This window comes from Corynebacterium kroppenstedtii DSM 44385, from assembly GCF_000023145.1.
GTDB classification, from domain to species: Bacteria; Actinomycetota; Actinomycetes; order Mycobacteriales; family Mycobacteriaceae; genus Corynebacterium; species Corynebacterium kroppenstedtii.
In genome coordinates this window covers 293,066-306,124 of sequence record NC_012704.1, presented here as the reverse complement: position 1 = coordinate 306,124, position 13,059 = coordinate 293,066, and the positions used below count along the sequence as shown (strand labels likewise).

Sequence of the window (13,059 nt, the reverse complement as noted above, 5' to 3'; positions counted from 1 at the left end):
CGGAGTGCTTCAATAGTTGTATGTCACATACCGACCAGGCCCCAGGATCCACCGGATCCGCCCATGCTGGAAGCGGCGAAACCACCTCCAAAACATTCTTCGGCCACCCTTGGGGGTTGGCGAACCTCTTCGGCGTGGAGATGTGGGAGCGCTTCAGCTTCTACGGGCTGCAAGGCCTTGTTCTCTTCTACCTGTACCACAGCACCGACGACGGCGGGCTGGGCATGTCCGAAAGCCTGGCGACGTCGATCGTCGGCGCTTATGGCGGTGCGGTGTTCCTCGCTTCCATCGGTGGCGCGTGGATTTCTGACCGTGTCCTCGGGGCGGAAAAGACACTGTTCTATTCGGCGGTGCTCATCATGTTGGGGCACATGTCGCTGGCCCTCCTGCCCGGCTTCACCGGTCTGATTATTGGCCTTGTCCTGGTTGCGGTAGGGTCAGGAGCTCTGAAAACGGCGAACTCCGCGATGGTGGGAACCCTGTACAAAGAGGGCGATCCCAAACGCGACGGCGGGTTTTCGCTGTTCTACATGGGCGTGAACATCGGTGCATTGATCGGCCCTCTGGTGACAGGCGCGCTGTGGAAGCAGATGGGGTTCCACTGGGGCTTCGGGGCTGCTGCGGTTGGTATGGCTTTGGGGCTTATTCAGTACATTCTCATGCGGAAGACCACATTGCAGAATGCTGGAGCCAAGGCACCGAACCCTTTGCGGCCTGATGAACGCGTGAAGTCGTGGGGCGGGGTTATCGCGTTGACGGTCATCATTGTGGGACTTGCTTTGCTTTCCCCACTTCGCAATTGTCGACGTATGTTGCGGTCATCGCGATTGTTGCCGCGGTTTATTTCTGGCAGGAAATGTACCGTTCTTCATTGGTGAATCGGACGGAACGCCATCGTTTGCTGGGATTCATTCCGATGTTCCTGGCTGCGTGCGTGTTTTGGTCGATCTATCAGCAGCAGTTCACGATGGTCGCAATGTATGCGGATAAGAAGCTGAACTTAAGCTGGGGCTTCATGGATACTCCGGCCTCTTGGGTTCAGTCGATTAACCCGATCTTCATTATTCTTCTAGCGCCACTCTTCACGATTCTGTGGGATCACCTTGGTACACGTCAGCCGTCTACTCCGGTGAAGTTCGGTGTGTCGGCCATTATGTTGGGGCTTGGTCTGGTTCCGTTCCTCTTCTTCGTGAGCTACGCCGACCATTCGACGCCCTACTACATGATTGTTGTGGTGCTGTTCCTCTTCACCGTGTCGGAGTTGTTGCTGTCTCCGGTTGGGTTGTCGATGTCCACTAAGCTCGCCCCGCGTGCGTATCCAGCACGGATGGTGGCGATGTGGAACCTGACTTCCGCTGTGGGTACGGCGTTAGCAGGTACGCTGGCTGGCTTTTACAACCCGGAATCCGCACATGATTCCACGATCTATTTCGTAACGATGATCTCGGTGTGCGTGGTGATCGGACTGATCATTCTGGCGGCATCGAAGCCCATTGTGAAGCTGTTCGATGGCGTGAAATAGGCGCATCGCCACCGCGGCAGTTTTCCCCACGTTGTGCCGGGGTAGTTCACCGCTTAACGGTGGCGTCCAGAGGCCCTCGTCCTCTTTGTGCTGGATTCTCCCTGTGCTAGAACCCCTTTGTTCTGGCAGTTCTTACACTGACAGGTTGAGATTGACTCCGAGGGAGGCCTGCGCATTAATGCTGACCCCTAGCTGACCCTGTGGTGCTGACGCACACGGCTTCTTTTCCGGTGCTGGCTTCTGACATGGGTCCTGCTTCACCTGCTGCTGAACAGGGCAGTTCCCTTGCACATTATGACCAGAACCGCTGTTAATGGCTGCCGAAACGTTGCCGGCAATCGAGAGACCAGCGTTGATCAGGTTTGACGCGTTAGCGTTAACCGCTGCTGCAGCATTGGCCTTGACCGTTGCTGCGGCATTGGCAATGTGCTGATTGACCGTTTCCTGAGCGGCCCGAATGTCTTTCTCAGAGATGACATTCCGCTGGGCGATGGGCGTGCCCTTCTCTACCGTCCGGGACACGTTCTGGATGGGAGTACCCTTTTCGATCGGCGTGCCCTTCTGAATCGGGGTGCCCTTTTCTACCGGGGCAGACACCTGGGAGTTACGGTTCTGCTCAACAATGCGCTTCTGCATGCTCGTACGCTGCTGTTCAACAGATTGTTCGGCACTCGTGGACGAGATGCTGCCCTTGACGCCCCACACGATTCCTGACTTACCGATGCCACTGATTGCGACAGCAGACTCATTCGTCGTGCTTCCATCCGCCTTCCATGCGTGGCGGGCCGACGCGGCGATGCGCTGAGCATCTTTCTGCTGGAGTGCACCACGGTCCGGCAGGCAGGAGCAATCTGCGCTCTTAGCCAAAGAAGCTCCCGGCGCGGCGATATGGCTAGCAATCCGGTTCTTGTAGTCCATGGCGAGTTTCGCTACCGCGGTCACGCCGATTGCACTCTCGTTAGAGACAGCTTCCGACTTCGCTCCAGCCTTAGACACTCCAACGGAGCACGGGCCGACGCCGATGCGCTGCGCGTGGTCATTACGAGCACTATCTCCCGCGACAAGGTCTTTCCCACTGATCTCTTTCTGAGATAACTGCCGATTAACCTGGACAGTGTGAGCGTCGTTACGTGTCTGCTGATCAATCTGCACGGCAGCACGCTGAGGTGCGGTAGCTTTCGGGAGCGTTGCGGTGGATTGCGGTGTCATCCGCGGGATCTGCTTTTGCTGTACGCGGATCCCCTGAGCGATGGACTGTTGTGTACCTCCACGTTCGGACGCTGAGATGACCGTTTGCGATTGTTTGGGTATTGCCTGCGCGGGTTTTGCCACCTGCTGATTCATCGTTTGCTGTGGCTTAACGGATACCGATTGTGGTTCGACAAATCCTCCGGCGAATGCAGCGGGAGCTGCTGCGGTGATGCCTACACACGCAATGCCCAAGCTCATTGCTGGAACAGCGAAGGATGCGCGGTCCCCGATGCGCGTTTCACTATCCCTGTGCTTTCCGCGGTATCCCCGGTGAGTTGCCCGCGAAGAGATTTCGTTATCCCCCATTGTATGTAATTCCCCTTTATTTCCTGGTGGCACGGTTTGGATCCCCCAGCCCAAAGCGTGAAATTCTTGAGGCTCTGAGCTACACCATGCCCACCGTCAAATGCTTATGAGCCTTGAGGTGACAATGCATCCCCATTGTGTCCAGTGATGACCTGCGATCCCCTCACAGACATGTCTGGAATGACTCAGGACTTCCATGTCCTATCCATAAAATACATGGTGGTTGTGACAAAGAAAAGAACGAACCTCATCTTCTTCCGTCTTTATAGGAAAATTGCTGGGTGATAGTGAGCACAGTTCTAAGGAAACTAACAGCTTCACTCGATGGAAACACCAGAGAATGTCCGTAGATTCACTCTTGTCAGTGGCTGGCGGAGACCACAACAGGATTCTCAGTTTTCTACCGACGCGGAGTGCCACGGGTACATAGCGTCACAGCACCTGTACACCGTTAGCCACTGAAAACCGGACTTTGGCTTGATGCCAGATCTACTACGAAAGAAGGGTGATCTATAGGACTCTGAGGGAGCAATGGGACAGAGAAAGTCCGCACCTGCTGGGGAGCAAGGTGCGGACTTTTTCATGTCAGCGGGCGCGCGGCCCTGCGCGGCGCCACCCCCGTCACTCAGGGGCGCCACCTATGCGACGTGACCTCCGCGACATGATCTATGCGACGTGACCTATGTGTTGTCGATTATGTGTTGTTGTTAATGAGTCCTTGGGCCCACTGCAGCATCCACGCGATAGCCGTCGTTCCCTCGATAACGTTGGGATTCGTGCCGTATTGAATATGCAGTGAGTTACCCGTGAACAGCGCGTCCACGTTCTCTGGCTCCACCTTCAAGCTGGCGGGCATATCGCACACGGCGTCGCCCGGCGCACAAATCTCATTGACGCGATCATTCAGATCTCCCATGCCTCCGGACCGAGGACCACGGGGAGTAAACCCAGGTACCACATTGCCCAACACCGCTGCGAATGGTTGCAAGGCAATTTCAGACCCGATGCCTTTTGGTTGAGCCCCGACTGTTTCTCCTTCACCAGTCATCCGACGTGGATCAGCAAGCGCGGTGACTCCGGCGACGGTATCGCTCGGTACGACCCCGCGATTATTTCCTATGTCACTCGCAATATCGCCCGCTATGGCTGCTCCCTGGGAGAACCCCATGATGACAAACTTCGTTGCGGGGCAATGATCATGGGTCGCGGAGAGCTCTGCGTTGACGATGCGAACTCCCTCGTTAACCGAATCCGCATAATTCATCTGATCCAAAGTCGCCAGAGTTTTCATCTGAGCAGGGTAATTCGCCGTCCAGACCTTCACAGACGATGAATTATTGTTCTGCGTCAAAGGCCCCGTCACACCCTGAAGCAATGCATTGGGAAATTGTGTCGGGTGGAGGGGATCGTCACTCGTCGAGGACTCCCCTGTTCCAGGCACAGCAATAACTTCGACAGACGGACAATCTGCGGGTTGCTCCGAATTACCGGATCCCTGGCCATCGTTCGACGGAACTCCAGGGCCTTGACCCTGAGAACCCATCCACTGCGCTATTCCGACGGCGATTGCTCCCAGAAGAATGAGAACACCAACGATGACCAGTAGTTTGCGGAATACTGATCGAGACCCTTTCTGCGCCATAGCAACAGGTTACATGTCGAGGGTCTAGTCACCACACAAGTCGCTGTCGGCAGACTCAGTAATCGCGCGTTCCACCTGGTCCAACGGCTGGTCAGTGAGTTTTTGCTCAATCAGCTGCCCCGCCATCGCTCTGACCGAAAAGCTCTCCTGCCCCTCAGCCTTCGCCTGGCAGTATTCCATAGCAGATGCGATCACTTGATCAGCTGCGGAGCCATCAACGTTGATCTTGTCCTTCTGAATCGTCGCCAGGAACTTCTTTTCTTCGTCCGTGCGCTGACCACGATTCGGTGCCGGAACGCGCGACACCTCAACCGGAGTTTCATCGTCTTTGGCATCAGGATTATCCCCGACGCCATTATTGGAATCCGCCGATTTTTTAGAACTTGCCGACGACGAACTCGCGGATGACTTTGTCGAACTGCTCGATGAACTGGATGATCGGGCTTGAGTGGTCGTGGCGGAATCGGAATCGTCTTGGGTGGCTGTAGAGCCATCACCACACGCTGCGAGAACTCCCGCGCCCAGAACCGATGCTAAAGCTAAGGCAGCACCCCGCGTGATCGAGGAACGACGGTTCCGACGACGCGGGAAAGCTAACGGCTGGCCCGCCTCGTGGCCATCAGCGTCATAAGCAGCATTCGAGCTCATTGTGAATCCACCGCGTGAAGTCATGCGTGTGTCCTTCCCGTCGTTCCCGTCGACACTGTTATCTCGGCACCATTATCTCGTCGCTGTCATCGCGCCATCATAGTGATGGATGGCCCCAGCATTCACGATCCCCGGATTTACGATTCCTGAACCTGACCGTTCATCTCTTTAATAGTGCCGTGCTGGAAATCAATGGTCAGTCCGCCGGCCGGGATATTCTTCATGTCTGAGGTCGGGAATCCGTACTTCCCACCTTGGGCACCATTCTTATCCCAGGCGTCGAAAATCCCACCTTTCATGATGACGTGGGCACCAGTACCTGGGGACCAGTAAATGTAGCCCTTGTCGAATTCGGTGAACGCCCCGCCGTCAACGGGTACCTCGTCGGTCTTGGCGAACCCGAGTTTGTCTACTCCACCAATGCCTTTGAACTTCTTGGCAATCTCACCTTGCACATAGTGCGCTGTTCCGTCTTTGGACCTGGTCACGAGCCCATTTTGGAACTCTTGGATCGCGCCTCCGGCCACTGATTTCTCATCGGCCGTGGGGTAACCCAGCTTTCCAGTTTCATAGCCCGTTGTTCCCCAGGCGTCGAACATCTCTGGCTTCAAAGCGTGAGGTCCGGTCTCGGCGTTCCAATAGATGGATCCGTGCTCAAACGTCACGAACCGGCCTTTGCCGTCCGGAGAGGTGATCTCTTCGCTCGTCGGGTAGCCCAGGAATGACTTCGGTCCACCCATCTCGGCATAATGAGCGCCGATACGACCCCACAGGTTATGTGCCCCAGTCGACGGGCTCCAGAACGTGCGTCCATTCCGGAAATCCTGGATCTTTCCTCCATTGGCGCCGTCGTATTCGTCAGAAGTACACCCACCAAGCTTGTCTTGGTCTTTCAACGCGGTACTGGCAATTTCACCCATGGGGACGCAGTTCGCGCCACGATCGTTCTCGGACAGGCCCAGAGCATCCGCCATGTACGGCCAGGACTTACCAAGTTCAAATTGCCAATACGGCCAGGTGTGGGTTCCAGAATTCCGGAACGCCGTCGTGACATTGATACCCGCACGCTTGGCGTGGCTCACGAACGTTTCCGACGTCATCCGAGCTAGTGCCTCTTGCCCGAATGTCAGCCCCTTCTTGGGAAGCCCTGGTAAGACCTGGCTTTCGTCATCATAGGATCCGGCTGCTCCCGATCCTGCGGAAACATAGACGCCGGTGTTCTTCAACTTACTGACGTTGAGCTTCGGGTCATGCTCTTTCCAGCCTTCAGACCCATACTTTCCCCACATGTTCTCAGCGTTAAAGGGCGACACGGTCTTCATGACAAGGCCAATGCCTTCACTCATCCCAGGGGAACTGGTGTCCAGATAACCCGAGTACGAGCCGACGAAGTTGAACATGTCTGGATGCCGTTCGGCAAGGTTCATGGCACCGGTCGCACCGGCCGACATACCGAAGACGGCGGTCTTGTCATTAGCCCGCCAGCCTTCCTTAAGAATCGGGGGAAGCTCCTGAGTGAGGAAGGACTCCCACTTGTAGAGCACGCCACTATCCTCATTCAGCCAGTCGGTATAGAACGAGGCCAGGCCACCAACTGGCAACACGACGTTGACATTGCGGTCCGCGAATTGCTGAACAATATTCGTTCCCGCAGTCCACCCGTTCTCAATTTGGTTAGGGACGATACCGTCGAGCCCAAGAACCGTGGGGAATTTTTTATCTGGCTGGGGGTACCAATCTCGAGCGAGAAGGATCTCAACTTTAATGGGATTCCCGGGCATCGCCTTGGAGTTGATATACAGCGCCACACGTCGATCAGTTAACCAATCGACGTGGTCAACGGATACCCCATCGGGGAGGTTATCGAGCTGTTGTTGCTCTGTGCGCATCGGAAGTGGTTCGGAAGGAATACTCAGAGGGAACGCATTCTTGGCGGCTTCTCTTTGAACTGAATCAGGAACATCAGCATGCTCTGCTGGGGCGGCTGCGTTACTGTTCTCAGAACCTTGCGGAGCAGCGCTTTCAGAGGCACCGGGGCTCTGACTCTCTGCGGGGGCGTCCTCGGCTCTCGCGCCTGTGTGAATAGCCGCTGCACCTAGCATGACAACAAAACCTGTTGCAGCGATCGTGGTGGGCCACGTCCGACGATGGGAGAGCTTCGAAGAGGCGCGCATACCTGTAGTTCCTTAGTTCTGTGCCGGTAGACATTTTCTTCCGACATCATTATTACCGTGTTATACGCATGTTACCTATGCGACGCGCGGATAACGGTGTTGTTTATGTGATTTTTTACCGACGCTTCGCTTGACGACGGATCCCGGGCCGCGACGGCTGATACACATAAGACGCAGGCACCCTAAACGGTGTCTGCGTCTTATGAAGGGATATTTACGTTATTTTCCCAGGTTCCCCTCTGAGATGACTCAGTGGTGACCTACTGGTCCTGGTGGCTGTTCTCAACAGCGCGCTGGACGTCACCACCGGTGGCGGCAGCGTCATTCTGAGCCGCGGGAGAAACATCGTCGCCACGAACACCTGGAACGGTAGCAGACCGTGAACCAGGATCACCTGTCAACGGCTTATCTCCCTCAGGAACACCCTGACCAGCGGCACTCTGAGTTGCCTGCAGGATACGAGGACGAACCTTGATCAGTTCCTCACGCCAGTTGGTCCAGTTGTGGACACCAGCCAATGGGTAATCGATGGTCGGGTTGATACCCTGTGCACGGAGGGCACCTTCAAACTGAGTCGTGGTCACACGCGACACAGCCTCCATCGCCATCACGGATACGGAGTAGACAGGGTTAGCAAAGAAGTCATCCTGAGGATTCCACCAGCCTGTCGCCGCTGAAATGAATACGTCGGTGTTTCGGTATGCAGCCGCGTTTTTAGTCGGATCGTTCTGACGGATACGATCACCAGTCCACATCTGATCAATGCGGTACCCGCCATTTCCTTGCATCGCAGAGGCGATGCCCATACGCATGATCGGATTGGAAGTAGCTAAATAACCTGAGAAGGACGAAACCTGACGGAACTGATCGGGATGATGAGCCGCCAAGTTCATCGCACCAGTGCCGCCCATCGACATTCCAGCAACCGCGTTGTTGGTCGGAGAAACTCCAAAGTTGGCCTGGAGGTACGCGGGGAGCTCAGAACTTAAGAACGTGTCCCACTTGTAGATTTGGGTACCATCGGCTGAGGTAGAGGGCTTTTCCCAATCCGTGTAGAAGGAAGCTTTACCGCCCAGGGGGAAGACCTTTGTGATGTTGTCATCAACGAAAATGTTCTGAGCGTGAGCCCAGTCAATCCAGCCACTGCTGTTCGTCGGCCCAGCGAATCCGCCCAAAATGTAAAGGCCTGCATTGCCGTTACCATTGGCTGCCTGAATTTGGACCGGAATATCCTTGTTCATGGCGTCCGAGTGGACTGTGCACTTCTGCACCCAGTAGGCGGCAGCATCCCATGTACAGCCCGGACGTAGGGTGTCTCGGCTTCCCTCCGCATGAGCTTTATTTGAGCTCAGGGCGGTGGTTATGCCCAGCATGAGCGCAATGGCACTCACCAGCACGGCCACCATCAGCCAGGGCCTACGCATAGCTCCTACACGTCGCGAGAAGCTCATCATAAAATTTTCCTCTTTCCTCAAGAGCCTGGGAAGTTCCCTATCTCACTCATTCGCGGCACGAACGCGGTCGGCTCGTAATAGCCGTCCATCCACCCCGGGCAGATCCTCACAATCGGCCAGCGCACCGGAAATGAGCAATCACCGATCACACTCGGTGGAACGATGACACACAATAATAATCGAATAATACTCTGTCCACGTTACTTCGTAATTTTCACCAGGTCCGACGATTCACACGCCGCAACCTCCAAGCCGGAACCTAGAAGGACGGCGCCACGTACACCGCGATGAAAATGGCGATAGCCCAGAGGAGCCCAAGTAACTGAAGCACGTGGTCACGGAGTGCTAATTCATCTGGCGCGCCTCCATCACCGCGATCGACGTCGGCTGCGTATCGCAAGATAGCGACCGTGAACGGCACCATCGAAATCTCGTACCAGAGGGCTGATGCAGAACTATCTTTTTGGCCCATTTCAAAGCCCCACAGGGCGTAGGTCAGCACGACCGCCGTCGCCGACAAGGTCCATACAAAGCGCAAATAGGTGGGGGTATATCCCTCTAAGGATTTACGGATCTTCGCCCCCGATTTAGCTGCCAACAGAATTTCCGAATACCTCTTACCCGCGGCCATGAACAACGAACCAAACGCAGCAACCAAGAGGAACCACTGTGAGAGGTCGATCCCGGCAGCTACGCCACCACCCATCGCGCGCAAGAGGAATCCGGAGGACACCAGCGCAATATCAATCACCGGCTGGTGTTTCCACCCGAAACAGTATCCCAACTGCAGGATGATATACACGCCAATCACTGCCGCCAGGGCCCAGGCGGACGTCGATAAGAAAGAAACAGCTAGTGCGGCGAGAATGAGGACAGTGGCCATCCCATAGGCCACCCCGATCGGGAGCACGCCCGCGGCAATGGGGCGGTACCGCTTCGTCGGGTGGGCGCGGTCGGCTTCAACATCGCGGGCGTCGTTAATTAAATAAATAGAGGACGCTGCGCAACAGAAGGCGACAAACGCAATGAAGACGTCTATGGCGACGCGACCGGTGAACATATCCGACCCGGCCGCTGCAGGAGCGGCCACCACCAAGACATTCTTCACCCATTGCTTGGGGCGGATGGCCTTGAACATCGCCTCTGGCAGGTTTTTGGGTGCCCGTATTTTCGCAGATGCTTTGTCGTCCGCGTTTTTAGGAGCCTCGGGGTAGAGACCTCGGGTATGAGGCTCGGACCCAATTAGGGCACCATTGGATTCATTACTGGGATACGGATCGTGTTCATTGCCCGCCATTGTGTCTTTATAACTCCTCTGTGGTGACATTCGCAGTCGCCATCAATCGCACTACCCTCTCGACGCTATTGACCGCACTAGCCTACTGGTGCGTCACAGCCCGATGAATAGCTTCCGCCGATATTCCTCCCAAGAGAGCCCCGGCTGCAACATCGGTTGGATAATGTACACCGACGGTCATCCGCGACAGCATCATAAGCGGAATCACTGTCAAAGGCACGCGCGAACCGGTGATCCGCGAGAGCTCAATCATTGCTGCCGTAGTCGACGTCGCATGTGACGAGGGAAAACTCAACTTAGACGGAGTCTTCACTCCGATCCGCACGCGCGGCCCATGAGGTCGGGGTCGACGAACAATACGCTTGAGAATCACAGATGCTGCATGGCTCCCAAACGCTGCCCCGGTCAATATTCCCCACTGGGGTCGACGTTTTTCATCCGCGATCATTCCGACTACACCCAGTGCCAACCAGGCGGCGGCATGTTCACCCGCATGGCTGAGTCCTCTGGCCAGAGGCATCACGCCCGGTTTATCTGCAATGGCACCCTGGATGAGCTCAAGCACCCGGGTTTCGTCGAAGGGATCCCCTTTGTGTTGATGCCCTTTTTGTTTAGCGTTCAAAGATCGTGCTCCATCCTTCGCGGCTGGTCAGCTTGGGGTGAGCTTTGCGATACAGCTGACGCATCTCAGGGAAGCGATCGTAAATTTCCTTCTGCAGGCGCATCGACTCGCGGGCCAGTTTCACGGCCTTGGCGCGGTTACGTTTGCGGAACACAACTCCCCGGCCGTCGGCCGTCGTCACCGTAGCTCCGTCGACACGCGACAAGGAGAACCAGCGAGCCTCAATCGGCGGAAGGTTAACGTCGGGAACCTCGGGGTCACCATCATTGGGTGAGAATTGCTTTTTCAGAGCTTTCGACAGCGTCGACACCTTAGCTAAGGGATTAAGCGGGATCTTTGTGAGATTCCTCGGGCCACCCTTCGCCGGCGGAACCGCTGACGCTGAGGGCAACACGACGGCATCCGGGTACTCTTTGCGCAACTCATTAATACGCGGGAGCGCGGTGCCAAGAATGTCGAAGAGCTGGTCAGGGCCACGCAAGAAGTCCTTAATGGCTTCGTTCTGAATAGCGACCGTCGAGTACTCGAGGCACATGAGGTGCTTCGTCGTCGCCTTGGCCATCGACTGCAACATGCCCAAAATGGAACCGTCCTGCTCGATAGCAGCGACGATCAAACGGTTGCGCAGGTGGAAATATGCCTGCCAGTCAATGGCATCATCCTTATCGGACCAGGCCATATGCCAAATAGCGATACCCGGCCACGACGCCGTCGGGAAACCGGCGTGCCCGGCGCGGAGGCCGTATTCACCATCGTCCCATTTAATGAACAGCGGCAACGGCTGCCCGATGGTTTCTGCGACGACGCGTGGAATCATGCACATCCACCAGCCGTTATAGTCGACGTCGATACGCCGGTGGAGGTCACGCGAGGTGATGACATCGACGTTAGCGTTCCGCCCATGATCTCGACGGTCACGCAACGGGTATTGATAAAAGTCGTGGTCGTAGTGGACGTGGGGTGCCGAGGTCCACATGAAGGAATGCCGATCGATGACCTCGCCCATGCTGTGCAAGTGGCTACGCTCTTGCAGGTTCAGCATCTGGCCGCCGACCAACATGGGCTGGCGTGCGTACCGGGCAACCTGGAGTGCGCGAAGAATGGAATCAGGTTCGATGGCGATGTCATCGTCCATATAAAGAATGAATGGAGCTTTGGTGGCACGCTGTTTGCGCTCTTCTTCCGAGCCAGCACCGCCCAGGGCCTCATACATAATGCGGGAGTAACCACCCGATCCACCCAGGTTGCCCTGGCGGAACTCGTGGAACCGATCGCCGAAGTGCTTGACAGCGTCGTCAAAGCCCGGTTCATCGGCAGGGTGCTTTGTTCCCTGGTCGGGCATCAAAACCGCGTCGATGACGGCGTCGACTTCCGGGTCGGAAGCGATGGCTTCTAAAGCGGCAACGGCGTCGGTGGGACGGTTAAACGTCGGAATACCGATCGTCACGGATTTATCCTGAGGGCCGATCGTCGACCCGTCGGGCAGTGTTTGGGGGCCAGGTTGTTCTGGTGCATACCACCCGGCGGCCAACAAGGTGACATCCGTTTCGCAGGTCAGGTCGAACCAGATCCAGCCACCATCTTCGAAGCGGTCCAGGGGGACCTCAAATTCCAGTGTCGATACGGTCGACTCCGCGGATGACGGCTCGCCCTCGATGGTGTCCTGTGTGCTCTCCTCGGCCGTCGTTGCGTGAATGTCATCGGCCAGGACGTCGGTCATCTTGCCTTCAACGGCAATGCGAGATCCGTCGATTTTTGACCGGTAGACGTCAGCGCGGGCATCGCCCTGCAGTTCGAGCTTCAAGACGGCGGATTTCAGCTGGGTCCAGCGTCGCCAATATGAAGCCGGGAACCCGTTGAAATAGGTTTCGAAGCTGACCTCGGCGCCTGCCGGGAATGTTGCCTCGGTGCGGCTATGGAGCACAGCGCGCGACTTATTCGCCTTCGACTCGATCATGTACAACGAGCGAACATCGTGCGGCTCCCCCCTGCGAGGCAGAATAACGCGCTGAAGGCGCTCCACAGCTCGACTTTTAGCCTGACTCCCGGCCTGGCTCATACTCGCTAACCCTTTCATTTTCACTTCCGTCAACATCCTGAGCCTACCGCAGCTCACCAGCGCGACGAGGTTCCCCAATGGCAT

General features: G+C 56.3%; 8 protein-coding genes and 1 pseudogene. 1 reads left to right on the top strand and 8 read right to left on the bottom strand.

The window, feature by feature from the left end; translation table 11 throughout:
- The first annotated feature begins 20 nt into the window (after positions 1-20).
- Positions 21-1,522: pseudogene (locus CKROP_RS11905) on the top strand (peptide MFS transporter).
- A gap of 132 nt (positions 1,523-1,654) precedes the next feature.
- Here the strand turns inward: CKROP_RS11905 and CKROP_RS01190 are convergent.
- The 8 genes from CKROP_RS01190 to CKROP_RS01155 form a co-directional block, all read right to left on the bottom strand.
- Positions 1,655-3,079, bottom strand: coding sequence for a hypothetical protein (locus CKROP_RS01190; protein WP_012730920.1), 1,425 nt, complete (start codon positions 3,077-3,079; stop codon positions 1,655-1,657).
- A 694-nt stretch (positions 3,080-3,773) separates the two neighbouring features.
- The gene (locus CKROP_RS01185) at positions 3,774-4,721 is read right to left on the bottom strand and encodes a cutinase family protein (RefSeq protein ID WP_012730919.1); all 948 of its coding nucleotides are present in this window, start codon (positions 4,719-4,721) and stop codon (positions 3,774-3,776) included.
- A 24-nt stretch (positions 4,722-4,745) separates the two neighbouring features.
- Positions 4,746-5,393 (bottom strand): hypothetical protein, encoded by a 648-nt coding sequence (locus CKROP_RS10490; protein ID WP_012730918.1) that lies wholly within the window; start codon positions 5,391-5,393, stop codon positions 4,746-4,748.
- A 113-nt stretch (positions 5,394-5,506) separates the two neighbouring features.
- Positions 5,507-7,543 (bottom strand): alpha/beta hydrolase-fold protein, encoded by a 2,037-nt coding sequence (locus tag CKROP_RS01175; RefSeq protein WP_012730917.1) that lies wholly within the window; start codon positions 7,541-7,543, stop codon positions 5,507-5,509.
- Positions 7,544-7,803: 260 nt separating this feature from the next.
- Complete coding sequence (locus CKROP_RS01170; protein ID WP_012730916.1) at positions 7,804-8,997, bottom strand: alpha/beta hydrolase; 1,194 nt, start codon at positions 8,995-8,997, stop codon at positions 7,804-7,806.
- 259 nt (positions 8,998-9,256) lie between these two features.
- Positions 9,257-10,294: a decaprenyl-phosphate phosphoribosyltransferase gene (locus CKROP_RS01165; RefSeq protein WP_052292317.1), complete on the bottom strand. Its 1,038-nt coding sequence runs from the start codon at positions 10,292-10,294 to the stop codon at positions 9,257-9,259.
- Positions 10,295-10,376: 82 nt separating this feature from the next.
- A complete protein-coding gene (locus CKROP_RS01160) occupies positions 10,377-10,814 on the bottom strand; it encodes a phosphatase PAP2 family protein (RefSeq protein ID WP_081429464.1) in 438 nt (145 codons plus the stop codon).
- Positions 10,815-10,905: 91 nt separating this feature from the next.
- Positions 10,906-12,975 carry a glycosyltransferase gene (locus CKROP_RS01155; protein WP_012730913.1) on the bottom strand — a complete coding sequence of 690 codons (2,070 nt, stop codon included), beginning with the start codon at positions 12,973-12,975 and terminating at the stop codon, positions 10,906-10,908.
- Between the last annotated feature and the right edge of the window lie 84 nt (positions 12,976-13,059).

Bases quoted from the DNA above. Each gene is read 5' to 3' on its own strand.
- CKROP_RS01190 (WP_012730920.1), bottom strand. From the start codon at position 3,079: ATGGGGGATAACGAAATCTCTTCGCGGGCAACTCACCGGGGATACCGC.
- CKROP_RS01185 (WP_012730919.1), bottom strand. From the start codon at position 4,721: ATGGCGCAGAAAGGGTCTCGATCAGTATTCCGCAAACTACTGGTCATC.
- CKROP_RS10490 (WP_012730918.1), bottom strand. From the start codon at position 5,393: ATGACTTCACGCGGTGGATTCACAATGAGCTCGAATGCTGCTTATGAC.
- CKROP_RS01175 (WP_012730917.1), bottom strand. From the start codon at position 7,543: ATGCGCGCCTCTTCGAAGCTCTCCCATCGTCGGACGTGGCCCACCACG.
- CKROP_RS01170 (WP_012730916.1), bottom strand. From the start codon at position 8,997: ATGATGAGCTTCTCGCGACGTGTAGGAGCTATGCGTAGGCCCTGGCTG.
- CKROP_RS01165 (WP_052292317.1), bottom strand. From the start codon at position 10,294: ATGGCGGGCAATGAACACGATCCGTATCCCAGTAATGAATCCAATGGT.
- CKROP_RS01160 (WP_081429464.1), bottom strand. From the start codon at position 10,814: ATGCCTCTGGCCAGAGGACTCAGCCATGCGGGTGAACATGCCGCCGCC.
- CKROP_RS01155 (WP_012730913.1), bottom strand. From the start codon at position 12,975: ATGAGCCAGGCCGGGAGTCAGGCTAAAAGTCGAGCTGTGGAGCGCCTT.